Source organism: Flavobacterium sp. AJR, assembly GCF_002156885.1.
Classification (GTDB): Bacteria; Bacteroidota; Bacteroidia; order Flavobacteriales; family Flavobacteriaceae; genus Flavobacterium.
The window spans coordinates 1-25,854 of record NZ_NCWQ01000007.1 but is presented as its reverse complement, the minus strand read 5'-3'; the positions used below and the strand labels follow the sequence as shown (position 1 = coordinate 25,854).

Annotated in this window: 27 protein-coding genes; 3 read left to right on the top strand and 24 right to left on the bottom strand. The window is 33.5% G+C overall.

The window, feature by feature from the left end; translation table 11 throughout:
- Positions 1-106: 106 nt before the first annotated feature.
- The 17 genes from B8T70_RS03050 to hutH form a co-directional block, all read right to left on the bottom strand.
- Positions 107-556 carry a thioesterase family protein gene (locus tag B8T70_RS03050; RefSeq protein WP_039117444.1) on the bottom strand — a complete coding sequence of 150 codons (450 nt, stop codon included), beginning with the start codon at positions 554-556 and terminating at the stop codon, positions 107-109.
- Complete coding sequence (locus B8T70_RS03045; RefSeq protein ID WP_039117445.1) at positions 531-1,814, bottom strand: ABC transporter permease; 1,284 nt, start codon at positions 1,812-1,814, stop codon at positions 531-533. The genes B8T70_RS03050 and B8T70_RS03045 overlap by 26 nt, the downstream gene beginning before the upstream one ends.
- Positions 1,804-2,502: an ABC transporter ATP-binding protein gene (locus tag B8T70_RS03040; protein WP_039117446.1), complete on the bottom strand. Its 699-nt coding sequence runs from the start codon at positions 2,500-2,502 to the stop codon at positions 1,804-1,806. Before B8T70_RS03040 ends, B8T70_RS03045 begins: the two co-directional genes overlap by 11 nt.
- Positions 2,503-2,562: 60 nt before the next feature.
- Positions 2,563-3,561: a BtrH N-terminal domain-containing protein gene (locus tag B8T70_RS03035; RefSeq protein WP_086893882.1), complete on the bottom strand. Its 999-nt coding sequence runs from the start codon at positions 3,559-3,561 to the stop codon at positions 2,563-2,565.
- Positions 3,561-3,965: a hypothetical protein gene (locus tag B8T70_RS03030; RefSeq protein WP_086893881.1), complete on the bottom strand. Its 405-nt coding sequence runs from the start codon at positions 3,963-3,965 to the stop codon at positions 3,561-3,563. The genes B8T70_RS03035 and B8T70_RS03030 overlap by 1 nt, the downstream gene beginning before the upstream one ends.
- Positions 3,966-3,977: 12 nt before the next feature.
- Positions 3,978-4,295: a hypothetical protein gene (locus B8T70_RS03025; protein WP_039113381.1), complete on the bottom strand. Its 318-nt coding sequence runs from the start codon at positions 4,293-4,295 to the stop codon at positions 3,978-3,980.
- Positions 4,296-4,302: 7 nt separating this feature from the next.
- Entirely contained in the window at positions 4,303-4,761 is a 459-nt protein-coding gene (locus tag B8T70_RS03020) for an ABC transporter permease (RefSeq protein WP_086893880.1), read from the bottom strand.
- An 8-nt stretch (positions 4,762-4,769) separates the two neighbouring features.
- Entirely contained in the window at positions 4,770-5,198 is a 429-nt protein-coding gene (locus tag B8T70_RS03015; protein WP_369827343.1) for a hypothetical protein, read from the bottom strand.
- A 3-nt stretch (positions 5,199-5,201) separates the two neighbouring features.
- Positions 5,202-6,335, bottom strand: a complete 1,134-nt coding sequence (locus B8T70_RS03010) for a beta-ketoacyl-ACP synthase III (RefSeq protein WP_086893878.1) — start codon at positions 6,333-6,335, stop codon at positions 5,202-5,204.
- A 10-nt stretch (positions 6,336-6,345) separates the two neighbouring features.
- A complete protein-coding gene (locus B8T70_RS03005) occupies positions 6,346-7,248 on the bottom strand; it encodes a hypothetical protein (protein WP_086893877.1) in 903 nt (300 codons plus the stop codon).
- A 39-nt stretch (positions 7,249-7,287) separates the two neighbouring features.
- Positions 7,288-8,931, bottom strand: coding sequence for an NAD(P)/FAD-dependent oxidoreductase (locus B8T70_RS03000; RefSeq protein WP_086893876.1), 1,644 nt, complete (start codon positions 8,929-8,931; stop codon positions 7,288-7,290).
- A 61-nt stretch (positions 8,932-8,992) separates the two neighbouring features.
- Positions 8,993-9,880 (bottom strand): lipid A biosynthesis acyltransferase, encoded by an 888-nt coding sequence (locus B8T70_RS02995; RefSeq protein WP_086893875.1) that lies wholly within the window; start codon positions 9,878-9,880, stop codon positions 8,993-8,995.
- Complete coding sequence (locus B8T70_RS02990) at positions 9,880-10,134, bottom strand: acyl carrier protein (RefSeq protein ID WP_035620058.1); 255 nt, start codon at positions 10,132-10,134, stop codon at positions 9,880-9,882. The genes B8T70_RS02995 and B8T70_RS02990 overlap by 1 nt, the downstream gene beginning before the upstream one ends.
- Before the next feature lie 4 nt (positions 10,135-10,138).
- Positions 10,139-11,362 (bottom strand): beta-ketoacyl synthase, encoded by a 1,224-nt coding sequence (locus B8T70_RS02985; RefSeq protein WP_039117453.1) that lies wholly within the window; start codon positions 11,360-11,362, stop codon positions 10,139-10,141.
- 21 nt (positions 11,363-11,383) lie between these two features.
- Entirely contained in the window at positions 11,384-12,115 is a 732-nt protein-coding gene (fabG, locus tag B8T70_RS02980; RefSeq protein ID WP_086893874.1) for a 3-oxoacyl-ACP reductase FabG, read from the bottom strand.
- Between the two features lie 34 nt (positions 12,116-12,149).
- Complete coding sequence (locus tag B8T70_RS02975) at positions 12,150-13,379, bottom strand: WG repeat-containing protein (RefSeq protein ID WP_086893873.1); 1,230 nt, start codon at positions 13,377-13,379, stop codon at positions 12,150-12,152.
- Between the two features lie 38 nt (positions 13,380-13,417).
- Entirely contained in the window at positions 13,418-14,938 is a 1,521-nt protein-coding gene (gene hutH / locus B8T70_RS02970; RefSeq protein WP_086893872.1) for a histidine ammonia-lyase, read from the bottom strand.
- A gap of 101 nt (positions 14,939-15,039) precedes the next feature.
- On the opposite strand from hutH, the gene B8T70_RS02965 reads away from it, so the two are divergent.
- The gene (locus B8T70_RS02965) at positions 15,040-16,302 is read left to right on the top strand and encodes an NAD(P)/FAD-dependent oxidoreductase (protein WP_086893871.1); all 1,263 of its coding nucleotides are present in this window, start codon (positions 15,040-15,042) and stop codon (positions 16,300-16,302) included.
- A 19-nt stretch (positions 16,303-16,321) separates the two neighbouring features.
- Here B8T70_RS02965 and B8T70_RS02960 read toward each other — a convergent pair whose 3' ends face one another.
- The 3 genes from B8T70_RS02960 to B8T70_RS02950 form a co-directional block, all read right to left on the bottom strand.
- Positions 16,322-16,927 (bottom strand): hypothetical protein, encoded by a 606-nt coding sequence (locus B8T70_RS02960; RefSeq protein ID WP_039113397.1) that lies wholly within the window; start codon positions 16,925-16,927, stop codon positions 16,322-16,324.
- Positions 16,928-17,115: 188 nt separating this feature from the next.
- A complete protein-coding gene (locus B8T70_RS02955; RefSeq protein WP_086893870.1) occupies positions 17,116-18,801 on the bottom strand; it encodes a sodium/sugar symporter in 1,686 nt (561 codons plus the stop codon).
- A 63-nt stretch (positions 18,802-18,864) separates the two neighbouring features.
- Positions 18,865-19,917, bottom strand: a complete 1,053-nt coding sequence (locus B8T70_RS02950) for an aldose epimerase family protein (RefSeq protein WP_086893869.1) — start codon at positions 19,915-19,917, stop codon at positions 18,865-18,867.
- A 103-nt stretch (positions 19,918-20,020) separates the two neighbouring features.
- On the opposite strand from B8T70_RS02950, the gene B8T70_RS02945 reads away from it, so the two are divergent.
- On the top strand, positions 20,021-21,019 hold the full coding sequence (locus B8T70_RS02945) for a GntR family transcriptional regulator (protein WP_086893868.1): 999 nt from the start codon (positions 20,021-20,023) through the stop codon (positions 21,017-21,019).
- 42 nt (positions 21,020-21,061) lie between these two features.
- Positions 21,062-21,520, top strand: a complete 459-nt coding sequence (locus tag B8T70_RS02940; RefSeq protein ID WP_086893867.1) for an OsmC family protein — start codon at positions 21,062-21,064, stop codon at positions 21,518-21,520.
- A gap of 125 nt (positions 21,521-21,645) precedes the next feature.
- Here the strand turns inward: B8T70_RS02940 and pyk are convergent, their stop codons facing one another.
- From pyk to fabF, 4 genes are all read right to left on the bottom strand, one after another.
- Entirely contained in the window at positions 21,646-23,076 is a 1,431-nt protein-coding gene (gene pyk, locus B8T70_RS02935) for a pyruvate kinase (RefSeq protein ID WP_086893866.1), read from the bottom strand.
- 5 nt (positions 23,077-23,081) lie between these two features.
- Complete coding sequence (locus tag B8T70_RS02930; RefSeq protein WP_035620033.1) at positions 23,082-23,570, bottom strand: IPExxxVDY family protein; 489 nt, start codon at positions 23,568-23,570, stop codon at positions 23,082-23,084.
- Positions 23,571-23,684: 114 nt separating this feature from the next.
- Positions 23,685-24,425 (bottom strand): ribonuclease III family protein, encoded by a 741-nt coding sequence (locus B8T70_RS02925; protein WP_039113406.1) that lies wholly within the window; start codon positions 24,423-24,425, stop codon positions 23,685-23,687.
- Between the two features lie 7 nt (positions 24,426-24,432).
- On the bottom strand, positions 24,433-25,686 hold the full coding sequence (fabF, locus tag B8T70_RS02920) for a beta-ketoacyl-ACP synthase II (protein WP_039113407.1): 1,254 nt from the start codon (positions 25,684-25,686) through the stop codon (positions 24,433-24,435).
- Positions 25,687-25,854 lie beyond the last annotated feature (168 nt).

Sequence of the window (25,854 nt, the reverse complement as noted above, 5' to 3'; positions counted from 1 at the left end):
GCTTTCCTGTGATTGCATCTTGTGTTACCTAAAAAGGCACGCAGATTTTACAGATTAAGCAGATTTACACGGATTATTTTTATTTCGTGATAATTCGTGTTTGTTTTTACTTCAATAATCCTACTTTTCTCTTCCATTCTTCATAAAATGGAGGATTGGTAAGCATTAAGTTTCCTTCTTTATTTAAAAATACCTGAGTGGTTTCGCCTGTGCAGACAATCTCATCATTGGTATTGAAAATTCTAAATCTAAAAATTATTTTTGCGGCAGGAGTATCTACAATACTTGTTTCTACCCGAATGACATCGCCATAACGTAAAGATAATTTATGTTCGCAAATAGATTTTACAATTGGGGTTGTATAGCCACTTTCGGCAACATCCAGATAGGTAAGTTTGTGTTTACGCCCGAAAGCTTCACGACCATCTTCAAAATAAGTTATATAATAGCCGTGCCAAACGATTCCGAGCGCGTCGGTTTCGTTAAAGCGAACTCTAACTTCTTCGGTAACTGTTAATGCAATAGCTTCGTTATACTGCTCTTTTCTTCTTATCATATGCTAAGGCAATTGTTGTGGTAATTATAAAAAACAGAAATAATAAACTTATTTCCGGAATGATTTCTAAGATAGATGCGTTACGTAATAACACATCATAAAAGGCATTTAATCCCCAGTTCATCGGTGATGATTTGGCGATAATTTGCATAATTTTTGGCATTGCAAAAACAGGAACCCAAACTCCACCAATTGCAGCTAAGATAATAACACTTGTTGCGCCAAAGGGTGCCGATTGTTCTTGTGTTTTGGCAACGGTTCCTAATAAAATCCCGAAACCTATAGCAGCAAATCCAGAGAACAACGCAACGATACTCATTAAAAATAAATGTCCTTCGATATTAAGTGGTGGCAAACCAATTTCTGGAAATAGAAATACGGCTACAGCTACCATCATGTAAAACTGAATCATGCAAATTACAGAATACGTAATTGTTTTGCCCAACATTACAACACGATTTGAAACTGGATTTGTTAATAATCGAACGAAGGTTCCTTGTGTTTTTTCTTTTACAATATTAATCGAAAGCGGAATCACAATAAAGAACATGGCAAAAAGTGTCCAAGCCGGAACGTTATGTTGTGTCGAATTTGGCAACACTTCTTTGTTGTTTACTCTAGGAACTATTTCTTTGAAAGTGATAAAACTTTTTTGTTCAAAACTAGCGCTTCCTTCTCCTAATTGTTCCTGAAAAGCAGTGTATATAGAATGTGTTTCTATTTGCGAGATCATCTTATCGATAGAGTTCATGACCGCATTCTTGAAACTCATTTGTACCGCAGGGTCAAAGTATAGTTTAACCTCCTTTTGGTTGATTATTTTAGGAGTTTCAGTCTGGGCAAGTGTATCGGTTAAACCAATGCTGCTCACTATTTTTTGTACATTCTGGTCGATTTTTGCCTGTAAATCTTTACTTAAGTTTTGTGGAATTACAATCGCCAATTGATATTTTCCTTTATAAACAGCTTCTTTGGCAACAGCCTCGGTTAAAGGAATATTGTTAATTTGGGTAACTACAGTAAACAGGTTGCTTTTTTGTAAATTATCATAAACTGTTTTGGCTACTGAACCGTTGTCGTTATTAACGAGAAGAATTTCGATTTTGGAATCGCTTACGGTTTTAAATGTACTGTCCTGAATTAAGGTTACGGTAATAACAAGTACCAGAGGCATCACAAATAAAATGATTAATCCTCCTAAATCTCTTTTCAGTAAAAGAAATTCTTTCACGACGGACATCCATAGTTTATATATCATCTCTCAGTTCTTTACCAGTTAATGAAATAAAAACGTCCTCTAGGTTTTGGGCATTTTGTGTATTCGATATTAATCCTGACGGAGTGCCTTGGGCATAAATTTTCCCTTGGTCAAGTATCGCAATATCGCTACAAAAATCTTCCGCCTCAGATAAATGATGCGAAGTATAGATTATAGTAGTTCCGTTTTGGTTGAGGTATTTTAGGTAATCAATAATAGCATTTTTAGATTGTACATCGACACCAACAGTTGGCTCATCCAGAAATATAATTTTAGGATTGTGTAATATCCCTGCAATTAAATTGATTCTTCTTTTCATTCCTCCTGAAAAGGTTTCGATGCGTTTGTCTGCAAATTTCAGTAAACCCAAAAGGTCTAAAGTTTCGATTACTTTGTCTTTTAAATCCTGACCTTTTAAGCCGTACATACTCCCGAAATAATGCAAATTTTCTCTTGCGGTTAGGGTAGGATATAAGGCATACTCCTGAGGAACAACGCCGATAATTTTTTTTATTTTGGTAGCATTAGTTCCATATGTCATTCCGTTAATTGTAAAAGAACCCGAAGTAGGCTTGACTAAACCACAGAGCATAGAAATTAATGTGGTTTTTCCAGCTCCGTTTGGACCTAATAAACCAAAAATCTGACCTTCGTTTATCGTAAGCGTTAAATCGTTCAAAGAATACATTTCTGCATTTTTGTACTTTTTAGAAAGGGATGTTATTTGAATAATAGGTTGCAAAATATATTAGCTAATTGCTTTTTTTAATTTCTTGAAAAACACTTCTTCTCTATTGGCAATGTCCAAAAGTTGGTCGGCAATGGTATTGTAAGCATCGTTTTTGGCACTTCGGTTTTTGTAGATTCTTGAAGCTTCTACAGCAAAATCTCGCCATGAATCTCCAATTTGAGTCATTTCTTTCGAAAGGATTTTTAAATCTTCATTGTTTAAAATAACGGCAGCTTCTTGTAAAAAAGCAGCATATATAAAACGGAAACCTCCGCCACCAGTTCCTATCTCTTCTTGCATTCGTACCATTTGCGCCAGGTAATGATTGGCCTTTTTGGTTCCGTGTTTAAGAGGCCATTTGCGTATTTTTCCCGAAACTAGTTTTATTCCTTTAACACCAATAATAGGCATTGGCGCAAGCATATCGCGGCAAGTATTTTTTATTCCTTTGATAATCGCACTTTTTAAATCAACGTTCTCAGGAATATGAATCGGATAATACATTTGACCTTTTGGAGCAAAAGCACCTTTGGCAAAACGGACTTTGTCTAAGTCGTCATGTGTAAGCGTGGTAACGGTTTCCATTACAGGGTCGCTAATAAGATAATCGGTATCGGTTTTTCCGTAAACCACTAAGTTATGAGCATTGAAATGAAAGCGATATTCGTCTGGAAAATAAGTTAGGTTGTAAACACCGACTTGTAATCCTGTTGGGATATTATTTTTTAGATTTTCATCTAAAGCTTGGCTTGCTTTGGAAACGGATGAAAACTTTTGTCTTTTTATTTTTAAATGTAATCTATTGGCAACTCTCCTAAAAATTTGTCCTGGTAAGGTTCTGTAACTTATTGCAGGTGCATAATTAACTTTTATAAAAGGCAGGTACACAAAAAAAAGCCCCGAGCCAATACCAAAAACCATAGGTTCACTTAAATTTAAACCGCTGTTTTTTAGCAAATTTGAAGCTACTCCATTTTCGCAATGCGCCGATTGATGATGTGTAAAAGTAGTTTGCATTAATCTGTTTTAAAATTTTTTAATTCGGATACTGTGATTGAAAAAGCATCAGCATATTTTTGTAAAATCCGGTCATTTAGTTTTGCAAAGATAGCGGGTTTAAAATGCCTTTTTACGCGCCATTTCCACAGACCAACATAATTGGAAAGGATTAATAAATCCATTCGGTTCAATTCCATAAAATAGCAAATAGGGCTTACTTCTCCGTTTCTGACTTGCAATTTTGCATCGGCGATGCGTTCGTTTATTTCATCGATAGAATTAGAAAGTGCAATAGTTTTAGGTTCCCAACCTGTACTTAGAGCTGTAGTATAATTACCGTTTTCGTCGGTTGCATATACAAGTTCTTTCATATTGTTTTTGGTCAAATTCCCTTGGTCTTGTGGTACTTTTTCTTTTTCCATATTGTCTTTAAACTATGATATTCCGAACATAAAAGCAGCTGTTATAAAAGCAAGAATTGTTAAAATACCCAAATTTGCAAAAGCTGGTTTTTTTCTTTTTTTGATAAATAAATAGATCATTTCAGCAAATAGACCAATACAATACATTTGGATAATTAGGAATCCAAAAATGAATAATCCTAAACCACCATCAACATGTCGGTGCATATCTCCGTCACAATGTTTATGAGGATCATATGTAAAACTCCAAATGAGGAAAAGACTTCCTAGCAATAATGCTAAAATTGCTATTCGTATTAAAACATGAAACAATATTTTTTTTAAATCCATGTTTAAATTATTGCATGATTGGATTTGTCTTTTGAATGAACAAATTAATTTCACATTCTAAAAGTTGTGTTTCTTCATGAAAGCTTTCGCAACTCATCGTACATAATGTATAATCGTCTCCAGTAAATTTAGAAACCAATGTTGCTCGTGTAATTATGCTCGTGTTCACTTTTGGCAATTCGTATATTTTAAGATTTTTAAGCGTACTGATAAAACCAATAACGCTTACATTTTCTTCTTTGTCAGGATTAGCAAAATATTTTTGTGCTACAATAGAAGAGCAGGTTTGCGCCACATTCTCAATTAATCCGGCTTCGATAAAAATATTCTTATCGACAAAGATATTGTCTTCTTTAATTAAAAAAATGGTTTCTACACTTTGAGCATCTATCGTAAGAATCAAATCGACCATAAGCATTGGCTCACGGTGCGGGAGATAATTTCGGATGTCTACTAGAGTGTCCATTTGTTATATTATTTAGCCAAAACGGTTTTCATTTGTCCGTTGGCAATTTCTTCGTTGTTTAAGGTCGTAACAATATCTACCAATGTTATTCCGGCAAATTCTTGTATAATAGTAATCGTCGATTGAATTTCGTCGTTTACACTAGGCAGTTTCTTTATATCAATTTGCTTGATAGAACCTATATATCCTGTCGGTGCTTTTTCTTGTTTTAAGAAAAAAACATATCCTGTATGTAAAGCCACAGATTGCGCCATATGTTCTATTAATCCAGCTTCTAAAAAAATTCCGTTTTCTGAGAAAATATTTTCACTTTGAATTTTTAAGCCAGCAACCAAAGAACTTTCATCAAATGAAAACATTTTGTCTACCATTACAAAAGGAAACTTTTGAGGTAATAAATTTTCGACTGCTTCTTTATCTAGAATAGGTTTTGTCATGATTTAGCAAACCGTTAAATACGCATACGCAAATGAGAATCGTCCGCTTTCGGGAACTGATAAAAGAATGCGGTCGCCTACTTTTAATTTTCCTGAGTTCATTAATTCTTCAACAGCAAGATAAATCGATGCCGAACCTACGTTTCCAACATTAGCAAGATTCATAAACCATTTTTCATCGGCTATTCCTACATTGTTTTCTTCAAGGTTTTTCTTTAAACCTTCAACAAAAAAATGAGAAGAAACGTGAGGGATAAAATAATCAATCTGGTCTGCAGTAACAGCATTTTTTGCCATTGCTTCACTCATGCTTTTTGCGCCCTTAGCCAAGATAAATTCATCTAATAATTTTACATCTTGTTTGATAGAAAATATAGATTCGTTTAACCATTCTTCTGGAGAGTAATCACTCCAAGGTTTTATTTCACCACTTTCAAGTTTATCTCCTCCGGCATACATGCAAGTCTCTAATTCATACGCATACGAAAAAGCTTCCATCCATTCTATTTTTAAGGAAATAGGTCCTCTTGGTTTATTTTCTAATAAAAAAGCACCAGAACCATCGGATAACATCCATCTTAAAAAATCCTTTTTAAAAGCGATTATAGGAAGTTCTTCCAGATTCTTTAAATTAGAAACTTCTGGATTATATTTTTGTGATAAGAACCATGACGAAACTTTCTCAGATCCTGTACAAACGGCATTTTTTGAATTTCCTGATTTAATAGAAAGGAAACCATATTTTAGCGAATTCATTCCTGCGCAGCAAACTCCTGATGAAGAGTTCAACTCAACCGATTTGTTCTTTAGTAATCCATGAACCATAGCTGCATGGGATGGTAAAAAAAGATCTGGTGTTGAGGTTCCGCAAGAAAGGACTTCCATATCTTGTGGAGTAAAATCGTTATCAAATAATTTTACGATAGCATTATGCGTTAGCTCAGCATTATTATGCGTGCTTTTTCCTTCTTTGTCTATTGCATAATACCTACTTACAATCTTGTTATTGCGCAAAATAATACGTCTCGCTTTGGAAACGGCATCGTTGATAAGGCCCAAATAGCTTTCCATTTCATCATTTGTGACAGCTTCATTTGGCAAATATTTTGCGGCTTTTGTAATATATACTTCAAACATAATATGGGTGCTAAACTCCTTGGTAATATTGAGTTTCTTTTTTTATTTTGTTTATTTTAATAGGATATGTAATAACGTGCAATATATACACTATTGGGGATATTAACCAAATCGCGAGGAATAAATAAACATTAAATACCTTAAGGAGTACTTTTCTGTTTTTATCATTTCTGGAGATTAATCCTGACCATTTGGTAAAAATTTTATTAGCAGTTTTATCTACGGTTACCAAATAAGAACTAATACGAACGGCTGAATTTGCGATTAGTTTAGGTTGTAGGTCTTTTAAATTATTTTCTTTTAGATTTGAAGCAATAATATCTCCAAATTTTGAGGATTCCTGAATATCTTTTTCAGATACTCCTGGTAAAGGGAAAATACCCAAATACTTTTTTTTAACTCCAGAGAACATCCATTCTACAATAGTAATCACACTTATTAAATTGCCAACGCGATCTACTAAAGCTACGTTTCCAACCAAATTTGCATTGGCTTCTTTTAGTAAAACTTTAATTTTTTCCTGCGCCATAATCCACATATTTCTTGAACCACTTATGGTTACAACAGGAGTATTATTTAATATTTTATGTGCTTCGGGACTTTTTAAAAAGGAGTTAATAGGGATAGAAGGGGATAAATACCAAACTTGATAGTTTAATAAAACTAAGTCGAATTTTGTATTTAGTATTTCTTCTGGAACTGGTTTTAATGCTGTTGGGATTTGCCTAAATGACTCAGGAAAAGCATTAAAAAAAGAATCTTTATCCCAAGGAAAAGGAAAAGGTTTTTCTAATTGTATTTCATGAAACGTTACTTTAAACTCGTCTGAATTCAAGAAAGGTTTCGCTATATTCCGAGCTATACTTTCGAGTTGTCCAGATTGAGAGTAATAAATAAAAAGAACATTTTTCATTTTGGTTGTGGCTTTTGGTTATGGCAAAAGTAATTAATTTTATGAAACGAATTTTCTGATTTTATCGGTTCGCTTTGTGTGAATCCAATCTGGCCAAGTCGATTCATCTTCGGCATCATAAATACGAATTTCTTGATTTTTATCTTCAATAAGTAATTCGTCGGATGTGCAATTAAGAATCAAAGCGGCGGCAGCAACTCCTGAATAGGTTGCCCCTGCAACACCATGTGATAGTGTACAAGCTCCGCATAAAAATAAATTTTCAATCTCGGTTTTGTTTTTATAGGAGAATGGACCAACTTGATTTAATGTTTTTTCGGTTCCATATACGTTGCCTTTGGTCGAATTGATATAAAACTCATTTGTTTTTGGTGTTCCTAATTCGGCTTGAACAATATTTTGTTTTGCATTTGGAATGATTTTCTCCAGATTGTTCATCAGTTTATCAATCACTTTTTCTTTGAAAACTTTATATTCTTCATTATGATAATCTTCTAATCCGTTAAAATCCTTTAAGTTGTCATAATTTACATAAGTAACGATTTCAAAATTGTGATACCTTCCGTTAAAACTTGCTGGATCTTTAAGGGTTGTGCAACTTATAAAAACGGCTGGAAATGAATCGCCAGAATCAATGTTGTTACTCATTAGGTTTTCAAAATTTTCATCGTCGTTTTCATCTTTCATCATCCATATATTCCCCGAATCAATATTAAATTGGGTAACATCCATATCTAATGTCAGGAATAAAATTAATGAGGTTACGGAGTATTTAGTTTTCTGTAGTTTCTTAATAAGTGATTTACTTAAATGTTCTTTACCTATTAAGTTTAAATAAGTAATAGACGGATCAGCATTAGAAATAATATTTTTAGCAAAAATGGTTTCTCCGTTTTCGAGTTCAACTCCTATTGCTTTTTTATTCTCAATAATTATTCTTTTGACATTTTGCTTTATGCGAACTTCTCCACCATGTTTTTTTACTCCATTTGTCATTGCTTTTACAATACCTCCACCTCCGCCCATGGGATAAAAGCCTCCATCAAAATAATGTCCCATCACGGAACAATGTACAGGGAAACAGGCTCTATTTGGCGAAAGTCCATGATCACCACATTGTATATTAAGAACAGCTTTGAGGATTGGGTTTTTTATATGCCAGCCAATTACTTTTTTTAAAGGGAATAAGGCAAACTTGCCAAAATGTTTGGTTCGGAACGGAACTGTTATTTTCTGCCACAAACCTTTTAGTTTTGGCATTAGTTGCAATTCAAAATTTACTTTCTCGACTAAGGAAAGATATTCGGTTATGTTTTTTTCTTCTTTAGGAAAATGTGATGAAAGTGTTTTTTTGAGGTTGTCGATTCCTGCTGGTAAATCAAAAGTTTGGTTTCCGATCAGGCAATGTTCGTAAGCTTTTTTATTCATTCGGAAAAACACCATATCATTGGCAATTCCTAAGCCACGATAAAGTTCATTGGTAGAGGCTCCTTTATCTATAAGACCTACATAATGTACGCCAGGACTAAAACGTTGTCCTTTTAACGTAAAGCTATGACTCCAGCCACCTGGAACATAATGTTGCTCAAGGATTAAGACTTTTTGCCCAGCTCTTGCTAAACAAATTCCTGTTGCTAAGCCGCCAACTCCTGAACCAATTATGATAGTATCAAGCTCTTTCATACTTTATTTTAAGATTTGCTAAAGTATAAAAGAATTCTTACTATATGTGCGGTGGCTTGTTTTATTTTGTGTTTTTTAATTGATTCCAAAAATCAAAATAATTGAACCATTGTAGCGGATACTTTTCAAGCATGGATTCGACGTTTTCTATGTAAGCACGTAATAACCCTTTTTCGTCACGATGTTTTACAGCAGCTTCACGAGCATATAAGTGATAATGCAAGTTTGGTTCTTTCATTACATACACAAAAACTACGGGAACTTTTAATCGGGAAGCAATTAAAAATGGTCCAGCAGGGAAATTAGCTTCTTGTCCTAATAGTTTGTCTGATAATGATTTTGTTCCTTCAAAATAACGATCTCCTGTAAAACAGATAAGTTCGTTTCTGCCCAGAGCAGCATTGATTTCGAAAATATGGGACAAATCGTCTTTTATGATAATAAACTTGACAGTTGGTTTTTGGGTAACACTTTCTAAATATTTTTTTATATCCGAATGTTCCAAGTCGGTAGTAACCAAATTGATTTGAAAATTGATATCGATTTCTCCGAAGAAATGTTCTGCAATTTCAAAATTCCCAATGTGGGCACTAATTAAAACACCACCTTTTTGTTCAGCAAGTAGTTTTTTTAGTGTTTCGATTCCATCAAATTCATAGGTAAATTGTTCTCTCATTCCGGCAGAAATGGAGACTTTATCTATTATGGTTTGTCCAAAAGTATAGTAACTTTTGAAGACCATTTTTTTGGATTTAAAATAGGAGTAGCCTAGTCTTTTATTAAAGTAATAAAAGATGGCACGATTGCTTTTTTTGAGAAAAAGGAAATAATAAGATGCGACAAAGTACAGGAGAAAGTAGGCAGATCTAACACCCGCTTTTTGTATTAAAAAAACGAATATTCTATATCCTAAAACAGTTCCTTTTGATTTGCCATCCCATTTGCTCATTAAGCAGTTTTGGCTTTTAGTTTGGTTTCGATAAGGTCATAAAAGTTTTGAAAAGTAGCAATGCCAACGAAATCAACTTCAACTAATTTTACGCCAAAATTTGATTCAATAGATACTACCAAGTCTACATAATCTAAACTATCTAGTCCTAAAGTATCTTTTAAATTAGCGTTCGGTTCAATGTCATCATTATCAACTTCAAATTCATCAACCAAAAAACCATTAATCTTTTCTATTATCTCTTGCTTATTCATTATTCTATTTAAACTTTTTAACTACGAGTGCAGAATTTGTTCCTCCAAATCCGAAGGAATTGGACAAAAATATATCAATTTTTCTATTTAACGTAGTTTTAACTAAATTTAATTTAGCTGCGGCTTCGTCTGGGTTTTCTAAATTGATGTTTGGAGCTATAAAATCATTTTGCATCATTAGTATAGAATAAATGACTTCGCTAGCACCTGCCATCCAGCATTCATGCCCTGTCATTGATTTTGTGGAACTTACATAAGGATTGCTTTTTCCAAAGATTTCAAAGATTGCTTTGGCCTCATTTTCATCTCCAACAGGAGTAGAGGTAGCATGTGCATTTATGTAGTCAATGTCCGATGCATTTAATTTTGCATCATCAAGTGCTCTTTGCATTGCTATGGCTGGACCTTCGACATTTGGAGTCGAAATATGTCCTCCATTTGATGAAAATCCGTAACCGCCAACTTCGGCAATTATAGTTGCACCACGTTTTATCGCAGATTCATAACTTTCTAAGATTAAAGTTGCTCCTCCGCCACTTGGCACTAAGCCATCACGACCAGAATCAAAAGGTCTTGATGCTTTGGTAGGATCATCATCTTCGGAAGCAAAAACACCTAAACCATCAAAACTGCTCATTGCATATTTGTTGATTTCTTGTGCTCCACCACAAATTACAATATCTTGAAATCCGCTTTTTATTAAAAAATAAGCCAGACCTATGGCGTGGGATCCACTTGCACAAGCGGCACTTATGGTTAAATTAATACCTCTTAACTTAAAGATTGTTGAAAGGTTCATTGTAACAGTAGAGTTCATGGATTTAAAAATTGCTCCAGAACCAATTAAGGCTGTATCTTTTTTTTCTCGAACAATGTCGGTTGCATCAATAATAGCTTTAGATACGCTATCGTTACCATACATAATACCAACTTCGTTATTGTCGAAAAAAGAATCATCTATTCCAGCATTTTTCAATGCTTCGATGGTAGCCATATAAGCATATTCGGTTTCTTCACCAATGCTCATACGTTGTCTTCGGGTTAGTAGACTTTTTAAATCTGGTTTTGGAACCATACCAGTTAAGGCCGATTGAAAACCAAATTCTTTTCTCTCTGCATCAAATTGTATTCCTGATTTTCCATTGTACAAGGATTCTTTTACTTCATTTAATGAAGTTCCGATACATGAGTAAATCCCCATTCCTGTAATTACAACTCTCCTATTCATCTTCTTTTTTATAGTAATTTTTTAAGAATATATTCCGCCGTTTATGTTTATAACTTCACCAGTTATATAACTTGATTTATTTGAAATCAAAAAGCTTACCAAATTTGCCACTTCTTCGGCTTCGCCAAAACGATTAACAGGAATTAATTTTAATAATTCTTTTTCGTCTAACTGGCTCGTCATATCTGTTTTTATAAACCCTGGTGCAACGGCATTTACGGTAATATTTCTTTTGGCTACTTCTTGAGCCAATGCTTTGGTAGCAGCTACAATTGCGCCTTTTGCAGCAGAATAATTGGTTTGACCAGGCGTACCTTTTACTCCCGAAACTGAAACCATATTTACAATGCGTCCGTATTTATTGCGGAGCATTTTTTGAATAAAAAATTGTGTGACATTAAAAAAACCACCTACACTTGTGTTCATAACTCCATTCCAGTCTTCTTGTGACATCCACATAAACAATCCATCTTTTGTAATTCCGGCGTTGTTTACAATTGCCTCAACGATGGCTTCAGGATTTGCATCCTGCCATTTGGTTAATACATTTTGAACTTCTTCAAAATTAGAAACATCAAATTGTATAATCTCAGCAGTTGCGCCTAATTTTTTTACTTCTTCAAGTGTTTGTTCGGCAGCAATTTTGTTTGAATGATAGTTAATCAGAATGTGGTACTCTGTATCTACAGCTAATTTTTTACAAATAGCACTCCCAATTCCTCGTGAACCACCAGTTACTAATGCACATTTCATATATGTAAATTTTATTTTTTATAGTCGATTTATGTTATCGCTTTTTTTTACTTACTGGTTTTGTAACCGGTTTTGTTTTAGTTTCTGACTTTGTTTCAGTTTTTGGTTTATCAGAGGCGATTTCACTTATAGTATTTTTTTCTTTTGTTTGCGAAAATAGTTCAGCGTTTTCAAACCATTGGTTGCCTAATACAGTTCCGTCTGGTTTAAGAAATCCCCATTTTCCTTCATTTTTTACTCTTGCTAAGCCATCTATAAAACCTTTGTCTTGTTGTACAAATAGAGCAATGACAAATCCGTTTGCCGTTATGGTATATTGAGTTGGGATTACTAGTTTTCCTGATTCATTAATAAATCCCCAGTTTTTTTCTTTTACAGGAGCTAATCCATTTGTACTAAAAACTTCGGCATCACTATAAGTTGGCGGAATAACAAAATCTGCTTTAGGGTTAATATATCCCCATTTAGATCCAATACAAACCGGAGCTAGATTTTTAGAAAAGGCTTTTGCTTTATCATATATTGGCAGAATTGCCCAACTTCCTTTTAAGTCAATGAATCCGATTTTTCCATCTTTTCTGGCATAAGTCAAATCTTGAGATTCGAAATCCCAAATTTTATCAGCACCTTCTACCGGAATAAATTTCCCACCAGATACTAATCCAAAAATTTTGTCTTTTCTGGCCCAAGCCGTGTTTTTATTATAATTACCAATTTCGGCATAAGCAGGTTCTATAACCTCTTTTCCAGCAGTATTTATAATTCCCCAATTTTTATTATTTTCTACTCTTGCAAAACCATTTTCAAAAGGTTTGATAACGTCATATTTTGGTTCTAAAATAACCGCCATTTTTGAATTGATTAATCCAATTTTGTTTCCTTGTTTTATAAAAGCAACACCATCTCCAAAATCATATAATTTATCCGAAGGTGGTGCAATTTGTACCTCTCCTTTGGTATTGATGTAAACCCATTTTTTATCTTTAGATACGATACAAATACCACTATTAAAATCTTTGGCGTTATCAAAAGTAGCTGGAATTGCCCAAGCTCCTTTAGTATCGATAAACCCCCATTTTCCATTATCTTCTACAGCAGCTAAGCCTTCAGAAAAACTTCTTGCAGTTTTGTACTGAGGTTCAATACGAAATGTTCCATCTTTAGTAAGATATCCAATTTTTCCGTTTTTCTTAACTAATGCCAGTTCTTGACTATTAACAAATTGAATGCTGCACAGCAATAAAAAAATAAGTGTTTTTTTCATGATTTTAAGATTCAAGATTAATAATGTAAAATAAAATATTAATTATTTATCAGGTAGTCTTTTACTTTCTGAACAAAAGGATACATAACCTGATCTTCTTTAAATTTAGGTATAATTGTTCTAATATCGTCATATATTTTTTTGGTCACAGACGAGATTTGATCTTTTTGTTCTAAGTAATCAATTGCCTGAACAATAGTAATCAGTTCTATAGCCAAAACTTCAAATGAATTTTCTATCACCTTTGCAGTAATAACAGCAGCATTTGTTCCCATGCTTACAATGTCTTGATTGTCATTGTTGTTTGGTATACTGTGTACATACATTGGGTTAGACAACATTTGGTTTTCGGCAGTTGTTGAGGTTGCAGTAAACTGAACGCCTTGCATTCCGAAATTAAATCCTAATGTTCCAAGATTTACAAATGGAGGAAGGATTTCGTTTATTTTAGAATTTAATAAATAATTCAATTGACGTTCTGCAAGCATGGTAAGTTTGGTAATAACAATTTTTAGCTTGTCCATTTCCAATGAAATGTAGTCGCCATGAAAGTTACCTCCATGATATACATGTTTGTTTTTTACATCTATAATAGGATTATCATTTGCCGAGTTAAACTCATCTTCTAGAATCGAACCTACATTATTGATAGTTTCTAAGATTGGACCTAGAATTTGTGGTACACATCTTAAAGAATAATATTCCTGTACTTTTTCTTTAAAGATTTCTTCGGTATTTTCTCCAGTATATAAGTGATCTTCTCTTTTACGGATTAAGGTACTGTCTGAGAGGTTTTCTCTCATTCTTGCAGCTACTTCTCGTTGTCCTTTATGACGTTTTGTTTGGTTTAATTCTTCCGAAAAATGGTCGTCATAAGCCTGTACAATTTCATTAATTGCGCATGAAAACTTTAATGACCAATCTAATAATTTATTGGCGTGATGTACATTTACTACACCTATTCCTGTCATTACAGAGGTTCCGTTTATAAGCGCAAGACCTTCTCTTATTTCTACCTGAATAGGAGTTAGGTTCTCAATTTCAAAAACCTCTTTTGTAGGTCTTCTTTCGCCTTTGTAAAAAACTTCGCCTTCACCTATTAATGTTAATGCCAAGTGAGATAACTGAACCAAATCTCCACTTGCTCCAACTCCTCCATGTTCAAAAATTAATGGAGTAATATCTTTATTTATGAATTCTTTCATTAAATGAATTACCGAAGGATGTACTCCGGAATTTCCTAAAGAAAGTGTGTTTAATCGAGCTAGAATTGCTGCTTTTACACAAGCTGCATTTAAAGGTTTTCCTGTTCCTGAAGAGTGGCTTCTTATTAAATTGTATTGTAATTGAATTCGGTCTTCGTCTTTGATACGGTATTGAGCCATTGGTCCAAAACCAGTATTTACACCATAGATCACCTTGTTGCCAGAGAATTCTTTTAAGAAATCAAAGCTTTCATTTACCCGGTCTAAGACAGTTTTACTAATGTCTATTTTACTATTTCCAAAGATTATGGATTCAAATTCTTTTAAACTTAAATATTCGCCAATTGTGTTCATTTAACCCTTTTTGATTATGCTAAATTAATTTTATTTATTAAAATAAATGTAGTTATTTTGATGATGGCAAATGTAAGGCAATAATTAATAACAATTCGTATATGTTAAAGGAGTTTGTAGATGTTTTAATAATAGGAGCGGGACCCTCTGGATGCGTATCAGCAGCTTATTTACGTAAGAATAATTGTAAGATAAAGGTTGTTGAGAAAACTAAATTTCCTAGAATTGTTGTTGGTGAGAGTTTAATACCACGTGTAATGGATCATTTTGCCGAAGCAGAATTATTTGATAGTCTCAATGCAATGAACTTTGAGAAAAAGTTAGGAGCGAGATTTATAAGAGGAAATGAAATTTGTGTTTTTGATTTTTCTAATAAATTTTCTGAAGGTTGGGATTGGACCTGGCAAGTTCCCAGAGCCGATTTTGACAATACGATGGCTCAGGAATTAATTCGAAAAGGAATTGATTTAGAATTTGAGTCGGAAGTTATAGAAGTTTCTTTTGAAGGAAGCAATTCAAAAACAATTGTGAAAGATGTAAATGGAAATTTAAAAGAGATTCACGCCAAATTTATTATTGATTCTAGTGGTTACGGTAGAGTTTTACCAAGACTTTTAGATTTGGATAAACCATCGGCTTTAGATCCGCATTCTTCTATTTTTACGCATGTAAAAGATATTAACAGACCAGAAGGTGTAGAGGGAACAATGATTTCTTTTGATGTTCTTGAAACTGAAGTTTGGTTATGGGTAATTCCTTTCTCTAACGGAAATACAAGTTTAGGAGTGGTAGGCCCTACAGATTTCATCAATTCACTTTCTGAGAATAAAGACAATGCCGAAGCATTAAAAAATGCGATTCAGCTTTCAGATTATTATATTAAAAGATTTCAGGGAACAGAGTTTTTATTCGAACCAATAAAGTTAGAAAACTATTCGCGTTCGGTAAAGAAAATGTATGGTGATGGATTTGCTTTGACAGGAAATAGTACTGAATTTTTAGATCCTGTATTTTCATCAGGAGTTGCTTTTGCTACCGAATCGGGTATGCTTGCTGCAAAACTTTATTTGAAACAATCTCAAGGAATTCCTGTAGATTGGGAAGTAGAATTTACCAAATATATGAAACGTGGAATTAATGTTTTTACCACTTACGTGAAAGAATGGTACACAGGAAATTTACAAACGTTATTCTTTCATCAGCCAGAGAACCCAGATGTAAAACGTAAAATCTGTGCTGTGCTTGCTGGATATGTTTGGGATGAAGAAAATCCATTTGTGAAGAAACACGATAATGTAATTAAAAATATGGCTTACCTCTTAAATATGGAAAGTAAGAAAAAACAAAACCCTAGTGAAAACTAGGGTTTTTGTTTTTTGAATCTTATTTGTATGCTTTCTTCAGAATCATTTTAGAAAGTGATTTTGCTGTCTTGGCATAACCCTCTCCAATTCTTGTTTCATTATTAAAATTATTTCCCCATTGATCTCCTGGGGCTTCTTCGCTTTTTATTTCTAACAATACATTTGATTTATTAGCTGTTTCTACAAATTTTAAATTAGTCGTAACTTTTGCAGGTTGTTTCATAATTCCTGCGTCCCAGCCCGGATAAATCCATACTGTTTGTACGATTAAAGTATAAGGGGTATTTAAGCCTTCCTGAAAGTTTACGTCTTTACCAGCTTTAGATAATACAATGTTTCCTATTTCTAAAAATTTTGGAGTCCAGATTTGTTCTTTGGCAACGACCCATCTTTTGTACCAAAGATTTCCGTTCCCTTTTGCTTTTTTGTCTAAATCGACTTTGTGTTCTTCAACATATTGTGCTTCTGGTTTATTTTCTTTCATCATAGTAAAGTTGCTATAATCAAATTCGGTATTAATTTCTTTTTGGTCTTTCAAGAATTTAAAATCTCCAGATACAACTTTCATGTCTTGTGCAGACATTGCGAAAGAGAGAAATAAAAAGGCAACTATTAGTTTTTTCATTTTTTGTTTATGCTTAAACGGTTGGTTTATTAATTTTTTTAGTGCTCAAATGTAATTAAAGGTTATTTGTAAAGTGTTATTTGTCTTGTTAATTTTTTAATGTTCGCTTTTTAAAAGAACTTATTCTATTTAATAAAGAAAGGATACCATTTACAGTATCCTTTCTTTATTAATTAAGCTGTATCGTATTACCAGAACTTCACATATAGAGAGGCAATAATCAATAAAGTAATTACTATTAATACAGTTGTTTGTGGTTTTAATTTAAACATTGTAGTGTCTAGTTCAAATGCTTTCGGGTTTACTTTTGGACCTGCAAAACTTATAAGAACCATTGCAAGTGTAGTAAAGCAGAAAGATAATCCCATACAAATATGGAACGGAATCTCATAAGCTCCTTTTCCGTTTGGATAAGCAGTATATAACAATGTATCGTTGCCAAATAATATTGGAGCATATTCATTGAATAAAATAGATAATACAAATCCTAAAATCACACCTACAATAGCTGCAGCTCCAGTGGTTCTTTTCCAGAACATACCAAGAATAAACATGGCAAAAACTCCAGGACTTATAAAACCAGTGTATTTTTGGATGTAGGTAAAACCTCCAACACCGCCAATTCCTAAAATATCATTCCAAGTAAATAAAACAGCCAAAAGCATTGCGGCAAAAACAGCAATTCGACCGATGTTTACTTGTTGTTTTTCACCAGCTTCTTTTTGAATATATTTTTTATGAATGTCTAGCGTATAAATAGTCGAAATACTATTTACCTTACCAGCCAATGAAGCTACAATTGCCGCGGTTAATGCAGCTACCGAAAGTCCTTTTAATCCTGTTGGTAAAAAAGTTAATACCGCAGAGTACGCTCCGTCTTTTCCGCCAACAAGTTGAGGTAAATGTCCGTTTTGATATAAAACATAAGCGGCGATACCAGGTAACATAACAATTAGAGGCATTAATAGTTTTAAGAAACCAGCAAATAATATACCCGTACGAGCAGTTTGCAAATCGGCACCCAAGGCTCTTTGAGTTATGTATTGGTTACAACCCCAATAGTTAAGGTTGATAATCCAGATACCGGCTACGTAAGACATTATACCAGGGAAAGTTAAGTACTTATCTATTTCTAACTGAGAGGAAGTTGCTGTTGGTTTTGGGATAATCATTTTAAAATGTTCTGGAGCTTCTCGCATCAAAACTTTAAAACCGGCAATTGCATTTTGACCCACGCCAAAATATTGTCCTACAGTTGTTAAAGCAATATAAGAAGTTACTAATCCGCCTATGATTAATACAGCAACCTGAATAACATCTGTGTAAGCAACAACTTTCATTCCTCCCAATGAAATTATCAAAGCAAAAAGTGCCAATCCTACCATAATAACATGAAGGTATTCTCCTCCAGCCAATCCGTTTATGGCTACAGCTCCTAAGTATAAAATAGAAGTAAGGTTTACAAAAACATACAGGAACAACCAAAAAACAGCCATAATCAAAGCTGTTGATTCATTATAACGTGTTTTTAAAAACTGCGGCATAGTGTATATCTTGTTTTTAAGATAAACAGGAATAAACCATACAGCCACAATTATTAAAGTGATGGCAGCAACCCATTCGTAAGCAGCAACAGCAATTCCTAAAAAGAAACCTTCGCCACTCATTCCTATAAACTGTTCTGCCGAAATATTAGATGCGATTAATGAAGCTCCTATTGCCCACCAAGTTAGGTTTCCTTCGGCAAGAAAATAAGCTTTGGCGTCTTTTTCGTCTTTTTTACGTTTGCGATATATAGTATAACCGTAGGTAGATACTACAATAAAGTAGATTATAAAAACCGCATAATCTGCGATGGCAAGGTTTTGGTTCATGGTTAATTGTGTTTAAGGAGATAATTAATATAAAGTATTTCGTGGTTATAGTTATTGGTTTTTTTAAATACACTGAAATTTATAGACAGTTTTATGATGGTATTTATCTTCTTTTCTTAGTATCGAATTAGGAAAACGAGATTGATTAGGCGCATCGGGATAGTTTTGAGTTTCAAAACAAATACCGCTTAAAGCATGATAAGTAACGTCTTCTTTTCCTTTTATTTCGGTGGAGCAATTACCACCTACAAAAACATGTACACTTGGTTGATCTGTATAAACCGTCATTCGCAATCTGCTTGTTGGGCTATAAAGTGCAGCGGCAATATCATTTTTAGTTTCTATTATAAATGAATTATCAATAATAGAAGGGCAGTTTGCAGGAGTTCTAAAATCGAAAGGATGGTTTAAAAGATTTAAGATATTTCCTGTTGGGATATTCTCAGAGGATGTTTCTAATATTTTATCCGAGTTTACAATCATTTCTTGGTCAGTAACGCTAGAACCATGTCCGTTAAGATTAAAATAACTGTGATTCGTTAAGTTTATAATGGTATCCTGTGTCGTAGTAGCATTATATTCTAATTGTAGCTCATTGTCATCAGTTAGCGTATAGGTTAGGCTTACAGACAAATCTCCGGGATAATTTTCTTCATTTGCAGGACTTAAAAGAGTCATGGTTATTGATTGATTTTCACCCTCTGTCATGGTTTCAACTTCCCACTTTTTTTGAGCAAAGCCTATATTTCCGCCATGTATAGCATGATTGTTATTGTTTTTGTTTAAAAGATAAGTCTTATCATTTAAGGTAAAAGTTCCGTTGTTTATTCTGCCGGCATATCGTCCTATTGTTGCGCCAAAATAAGGAGCGCCAGAAAAAGAGTATGATTTTAAATATTTTTCTAAGGTATCAAAACCCAAAACCACATCTATAAGATCTCCGTTTTCAAGGGGTACGATTAAGGAAGTAACCGTTGCGCCATAATCGATAATAGTGGCTTGCATGCCATTTTTATTGGTTAATTTATAGGAATGAATAGCTTCGTTGTCAGGTAATATACCAAAGAATTCTTTTGTGTTTATATCTGTAAAATGTGATTTGTGTTTTATTTTCATTATTTTTTTGTGAAAAATGAAATTCAAAAATATGTATATTATTAATGTAATCCATACCAGCACCTACCAGTTTTTTGTATATTGCATGAAAATATTATCTTTTATGAATATAATTTCTATCCAGAATAATCTAGGTATTCCTAAATACAAACAGATTATAGCTTCAATCGAGAGTAGTATTAATAAGAAAAACTTAAAGAAAGGCGATAGATTGCCATCGGTAAATAAAGTGTGTTTGGCTTTTTCTTTATCAAGAGATACTGTTTTGCAGGCTTATGATGAATTAAAAAAAAGAGGGATTATTTATGCCATACCAGGAAAGGGGTATTATATTAAAAGTGTCGAAATCACAATCAAAGAGCGCGTTTTTTTACTTTTTGATGAGCTTAATAATTTTAAGGAAGATATCTATATTTCCTTTTTAAGAAATATTGGAGAAGAAGTACAAGTTGATATCTTTTTTTATTATTTCAATACAAAGGTTTTTAAGAAACTAATAAATGATAATAACGGAGCATACACTAAATATATAATTATGCCAACCGATTTGGCAGATGCAGCTTCCTGTATAAATACCCTACCAGTAAATGAGGTTTATATTTTGGATCAGACGAGTGAAGCTTTAAAAGCATATCCTTCAGTTTGTCAGAATTTCCCAAAAGATATTTATGATGCATTAGTTAAGGGAAAGCCTAAGCTGGATAAGTACAACAAATTAATTATGATTTTTCCAGGATTTAGAGAACCTTTAGGAATGAAAACTGGTTTTCTAAATTTTTGTAATGATTTTTTATTTGAGAATGAAGTGATTACTGAGTTTAGAGAAAGAGAAATTAAAGTAGGAGAGGTATATATTATCCCTAATGACAGAGATTTGGTTCGGGTTATCGAAAAAGCAAAGCGTCAGGATTTAAAACTTGGTCACGATTTCGGAATTATCTCTTACAATGAAACACCATTAAAAAAAGTGGTAGAAAACGGGATAACAACTATTTCGACAAATTTTGAAGAAATGGGAAAAATTATGGCAAAGATGGTTTTGTCTGGAAAGAAGCAAAACATCGAAAACAAATCGTCACTGATCATGCGTAACTCATTATAGTGGGAAACTAAGAAGTTGCATTTTTTTAACTAATAAAAAAGTATGGGATTTAAACATTTATTTAAAGCAGAAGCCAAATGGTCATCGAGTAAAAATGAAAAAGGCTTTGTTTCTAAAAATCATGAGATAATAATTGAAGGAAAGCCTGTTTTGAGTGTTTCTGCGGCAAAAGCTTTTAAAGGCGACGAAGAGTTATATAACCCAGAAGATATGTTGTTAAGCAGTCTGGTTTCGTGCCACATGATGTCATATCTATATGTATGCAGTCAAAACGGAATTGAAGTTTTGAGTTATTCTGATAATGCTGAAGCAACTCTTGAAGTAGAATTTGACGGAAGCGGACGCTTTACTGAGGTTCGATTAAATCCAAAAGTTACTATAGCTAATCCTGATAAAATTCAATTAGCATTAGAACTGCACAAAAAAGCAAATCAATTATGCTTTATAGCCAATTCTTGTAATTTCCCAATCTTGCATAATGCTAGTTGTGAAGTGGGATAATAAGAAAGAAAATTTAGTGATTCTTTGTGTTTTTTTCTTTGGGAAATAATATCTAGGGGATATAAAATAAAAATCCGTCAAGTAGAAACTACAAGACGGATTTAATATTTTGAAATCAGATAAGATTACTCTATTTCAGAAACTCTCATGGTGTTTACCATTCCTTTATCTTTAATAGGCATTGCTGCTAGGTTGATTAAGTAATCTCCTTTTACAACATATCCTTTATCTTTTACGATTTGATTTACATCGGTTACAGTATCATCAGTACTTACATCTTTGTCATAATAGAATGATTTAACTCCCCATAAAAGACTTAATTGAGTTAAGATTCTTTTGTTAGAAGTAAATACTAAAATGTGAGCAGATGGTCTCCAAGCCGAAATTTGGAAAGCAGTATAACCACTATTTGTAAGTGTGCAAATTGCCTTAGCTTTAATAACGTTAGCCATAAGCGCAGCTTGCTGACAAATTGTTTTAGTAATAAAACGTTTTGTTTTTATTTGTGGTGTGTTTTGTGGAACATGAATTAGCGGAGAGTCTTCAACGGCTTCGATAATTTGTGTCATTTTTTGGATAACCTGAACAGGATAGTTTCCTGCAGCAGTTTCTCCAGATAGCATTACAGCATCAGCACCATCCATAACAGAGTTTGCAACGTCGTTTACTTCCGCACGAGTTGGAGTTAAACTAGTAATCATAGTTTCCATCATTTGTGTTGCCACAATTACAGGAATACGAGCAGTTTTTGCTCTGCGGATTAATTCTTTTTGAACTAATGGTACTTCGTGAGCAGGAAGTTCAACTCCTAAATCTCCACGAGCAACCATTAAAGCGTCACAATAAGCAACGATTTTATCCATATTCTCTAATGCTTCTGGCATTTCGATTTTAGCTACAATCGGAATTTTATAATCAGAATGTTTATCAATTAACTCTTGTAAGTCTTGTAAGTCACGTGGTGTTTTTACAAAAGAAAGAGCTAACCAGTCTACTTTTTGCTCAATAGCAAAAATTGCATCTGCAATATCTTTTTCTGTCAATGCAGGTAAAGATATTTTAGTATTAGGAAGGTTTACACCTTTTTTAGATTTTAATTCACCACCTTGAATAACTACAGCGGTAACTTCTGTTTTTTTATCAGTTGTAAGGATCTCAAAGATAAGTTTTCCATCATCTAATAAAATACGCTCTCCAGGATTTACATCATTTGGAAAGTTTTGGTACTTCATGAAAACTTTTTTTGCAGTACCTATAATATCTTCTGCAGTAGTAAAAGTGATTACATCACCATCGTTTACTACAACTCCTTCTTCCATTACTCCTACACGAAGTTTAGGTCCTTGTAAATCTCCGAGTATTGCCGTGGTATAACCAAACTCTTCGTTAAGTCCTCTAATAATGTTGATTTTCTCTTTTACTCCTTCGTAATCTGCATGCGAAAAATTAACTCTAAACACATTAACACCTGCTTCGATCATGTCCTTGATGATCTCTCTAGTTCCACATGCAGGCCCAAGTGTGGCTACAATTTTGGTTTTTTTGTTTGTAAGCATTTCTATTAAAAAATTAAATTGTTTTTTGATTTTATTTTATTTGTATCAACTATATAAACCGTTGAGATGGTATCAATGGTATTTAATATTTGTTGTATTTTTAATATATCGAAAGCTTCCTCACTCTTTTCAATTTTTAAAAAATAATCAACTTTTTTAAACTCAGGTAGTAGATATACTTTTGTGGCGACCTCCATCGAAGTATCTGAAAATAAATCCTGACTGTCATTTGGTGTATTCTGAATGACTTCGTTTTTATTTTGAATTAAATCCCAATAAAGTTCTTTTTCTTCATCGTAATAATCAAATCGTGAAAAATGAGTCTCACCTTCTTTCACATTAATTTGGATTTCATTTTTACTTTTACTCAAAAGAACCGGGAAGTTTTGATTGATAAAATAAGCCAGTCGATAATCTTCCATAGAAGTATGTATGGCAATCAAATTATAATCAATTTCATCAAATTCGCCTAATTCTAATTTATGAATAGCCATTTCCTGAAAAAATAAGTTGTAAATATACTATTTCTATTGCTGGTTCAATAGTTAAGATTGGTATGTTTTTGTTAATTTATAAACGAAAACGATGTAGTTTTAAGAAAACTAGTTTTATTTCTTGTCCATTTTTTCTTGAAATGCAAAATACGCACGTTGTGATGCTTTTTCTTCTGCTTTCTTTTTGGAAGTTGCTCGCGCTCTTGCGACTACTTTATCGTCAATACTTAATTTGACGCCAAATAAACGTTCTCCACCAATGCCATTATCCTCAAAAATATCATAATGGAATATCTTTTTCTCTTTCTGACACCATTCAATAACTAAGCTTTTATAGCTTATTACTTTTCCCTCAAGTCGGGTAATATCTACATACGGACCGATTACGCTACTCTGGATAAATTTTTCACAAAATGAATACCCTCTGTCAAGATAAATGGCTCCAATAAGTGATTCGAAAATGTTACCATGAATGTTTTCTCCAAAGTGTTGTAAAGGCACTTTGCTTTCTATAAAACGAGCCAGATTAAGATCTTTTCCAAGTTCGTTCAAATGTTCTCTACTTACAATTTTAGAACGCATCTTGGTAAGGTAACCTTCATCTCCAGCAGGAGCTTTATTAAAGAGATGTGCTGCAATTACAGCACTTAGCATTGCATCTCCAAGAAATTCTAAACGTTCGTAGTTAATAGGATTTCCGTTTTCGTCCAGTCGATTAGAAGAGCGATGAGTAAAGGCTTTCTTATAAAATTGAAGCGAAATAGGTGGAAAACCAAGGATTTTTTGAATAGAATCAAAAAAAATCCCGTCTTCTTGAGAACGGGATTTTGAAAATATTTTTTTGAAAATACTCATAAGAAAATTAGTCAACTAATTTTTTAAATAAAACACAAGCATTGTGACCTCCAAAACCAAAAGTGTTACTCATAGCAACATTTACTTCTCTTTTTTGAGGTTTGTTTAGTGTTAAATTTAATGAAGGATCTATTTTCTCATCAGCAACCGTATGATTGATTGTTGGAGGAACAATACCGTGTTGCATAGCAAGTATAGAAGCAATAGCTTCGATAGCACCAGCAGCACCAAGTAAGTGTCCAGTCATAGATTTTGTAGAGTTGATATTGATGTTTTTGGCATGATCACCAAAAACAGCACTAATCGCTTTTAATTCAGCAACATCTCCAAGTGGAGTAGATGTACCGTGCGTATTAATATGATCAACATCTTCAGGTTTCATACCAGCATCACGTAATGTGTTTTTCATTACAGCAATAACACCAAGTCCTTCCGGATGAGGTGCTGTTAAGTGGTACGCATCAGATGACATTCCGCCACCGCCAATTTCGCAATATATTTTTGCTCCACGTGCTTTAGCGTGTTCGTAATCTTCAAGTACTAATGCACCAGCTCCTTCACCTAAAACAAAACCGTCACGAGTAGCATCAAAAGGTCTTGAAGCAGTCTCAGGACTATCATTTCTGGTTGATAAAGCATGCATAGAGTTAAAGCCTCCCATTCCTGCAATTGTAATAGCAGCTTCAGATCCACCAGAGATGATAATATCACACATTCCTAAACGAATGTAGTTAAAAGCATCAATAAGTGCATTGGCAGAAGAAGCACAAGCAGAAACAGTTGTATAATTTGGTCCCATATAACCATTTCTCATAGAAATGTGTGCAGGGGCAATATCAGCAATCATTTTAGGAATAAAAAACGGATTGAATTTTGGTGTTCCGTCTCCTTTAGCGTAGTAAATAACTTCTTCTTGAAAAGTTTCTAAACCACCAATTCCAGCTCCCCAGATAACTCCAACTCTTTCTTTGTCGACGTTGTCATCAGTAAGACCAGCATCTTTTATAGCTTCGTCACTTGCGGCAACAGCATATTGTGCAAATTTATCTAGTCTACGAGATTCTTTACGATCCATAAAATCTTCGATGTTGAAGTTTTTTACTTCACAAGCAAATTTCGTTTTATGTTTCTCTGTATCGTAATACGTTATTGGGGCAGCACCGCTTACTCCATTAATAAGCGCGTTCCAATAATCCTGGATGTTATTCCCAATAGGGGTAAGTGCGCCTAATCCTGTTACAACAACTCGCCTTAATACCATAAATAATGTGTTTTATTAGCTTTAAACAAATAAAACCCACGCTTTCTTGATTGTATTATATTACAAAAGAGCCATGGGTATTACAATATAAATATATTTTTTTGATTGAAAATCAACCCAAAATTTAAATTTTTATAAAAAATAATAACACCCGATTTCTAAAAATTC

Bases quoted from the DNA above. Each gene is read 5' to 3' on its own strand.
- B8T70_RS03005 (WP_086893877.1), bottom strand. From the start codon at position 7,248: ATGAAAAATGTTCTTTTTATTTATTACTCTCAATCTGGACAACTCGAA.
- pyk (WP_086893866.1), bottom strand. From the start codon at position 23,076: ATGCTTACAAACAAAAAAACCAAAATTGTAGCCACACTTGGGCCTGCA.
- B8T70_RS02990 (WP_035620058.1), bottom strand. From the start codon at position 10,134: ATGAATAAGCAAGAGATAATAGAAAAGATTAATGGTTTTTTGGTTGAT.
- B8T70_RS02950 (WP_086893869.1), bottom strand. From the start codon at position 19,917: ATGAAAATAAAACACAAATCACATTTTACAGATATAAACACAAAAGAA.
- B8T70_RS02940 (WP_086893867.1), top strand. From the start codon at position 21,062: ATGGGATTTAAACATTTATTTAAAGCAGAAGCCAAATGGTCATCGAGT.
- fabF (WP_039113407.1), bottom strand. From the start codon at position 25,686: ATGGTATTAAGGCGAGTTGTTGTAACAGGATTAGGCGCACTTACCCCT.
- B8T70_RS03025 (WP_039113381.1), bottom strand. From the start codon at position 4,295: ATGGATTTAAAAAAAATATTGTTTCATGTTTTAATACGAATAGCAATT.
- B8T70_RS03020 (WP_086893880.1), bottom strand. From the start codon at position 4,761: ATGGACACTCTAGTAGACATCCGAAATTATCTCCCGCACCGTGAGCCA.
- B8T70_RS03030 (WP_086893881.1), bottom strand. From the start codon at position 3,965: ATGGAAAAAGAAAAAGTACCACAAGACCAAGGGAATTTGACCAAAAAC.
- B8T70_RS02960 (WP_039113397.1), bottom strand. From the start codon at position 16,927: ATGAAAAAACTAATAGTTGCCTTTTTATTTCTCTCTTTCGCAATGTCT.
- B8T70_RS02985 (WP_039117453.1), bottom strand. From the start codon at position 11,362: ATGAATAGGAGAGTTGTAATTACAGGAATGGGGATTTACTCATGTATC.
- B8T70_RS03050 (WP_039117444.1), bottom strand. From the start codon at position 556: ATGATAAGAAGAAAAGAGCAGTATAACGAAGCTATTGCATTAACAGTT.
- B8T70_RS03040 (WP_039117446.1), bottom strand. From the start codon at position 2,502: ATGTATTCTTTGAACGATTTAACGCTTACGATAAACGAAGGTCAGATT.
- B8T70_RS03015 (WP_369827343.1), bottom strand. From the start codon at position 5,198: ATGACAAAACCTATTCTAGATAAAGAAGCAGTCGAAAATTTATTACCT.
- B8T70_RS03000 (WP_086893876.1), bottom strand. From the start codon at position 8,931: ATGAAAGAGCTTGATACTATCATAATTGGTTCAGGAGTTGGCGGCTTA.
- B8T70_RS02995 (WP_086893875.1), bottom strand. From the start codon at position 9,880: ATGAGCAAATGGGATGGCAAATCAAAAGGAACTGTTTTAGGATATAGA.
- B8T70_RS02975 (WP_086893873.1), bottom strand. From the start codon at position 13,379: ATGAAAAAAACACTTATTTTTTTATTGCTGTGCAGCATTCAATTTGTT.
- B8T70_RS02965 (WP_086893871.1), top strand. From the start codon at position 15,040: ATGTTAAAGGAGTTTGTAGATGTTTTAATAATAGGAGCGGGACCCTCT.
- B8T70_RS02955 (WP_086893870.1), bottom strand. From the start codon at position 18,801: ATGAACCAAAACCTTGCCATCGCAGATTATGCGGTTTTTATAATCTAC.
- B8T70_RS03035 (WP_086893882.1), bottom strand. From the start codon at position 3,561: ATGCAAACTACTTTTACACATCATCAATCGGCGCATTGCGAAAATGGA.
- hutH (WP_086893872.1), bottom strand. From the start codon at position 14,938: ATGAACACAATTGGCGAATATTTAAGTTTAAAAGAATTTGAATCCATA.
- fabG (WP_086893874.1), bottom strand. From the start codon at position 12,115: ATGAAATGTGCATTAGTAACTGGTGGTTCACGAGGAATTGGGAGTGCT.
- B8T70_RS02925 (WP_039113406.1), bottom strand. From the start codon at position 24,425: ATGAGTATTTTCAAAAAAATATTTTCAAAATCCCGTTCTCAAGAAGAC.
- B8T70_RS03010 (WP_086893878.1), bottom strand. From the start codon at position 6,335: ATGTTTGAAGTATATATTACAAAAGCCGCAAAATATTTGCCAAATGAA.
- B8T70_RS02945 (WP_086893868.1), top strand. From the start codon at position 20,021: ATGAATATAATTTCTATCCAGAATAATCTAGGTATTCCTAAATACAAA.
- B8T70_RS03045 (WP_039117445.1), bottom strand. From the start codon at position 1,814: ATGATATATAAACTATGGATGTCCGTCGTGAAAGAATTTCTTTTACTG.
- B8T70_RS02930 (WP_035620033.1), bottom strand. From the start codon at position 23,570: ATGGCTATTCATAAATTAGAATTAGGCGAATTTGATGAAATTGATTAT.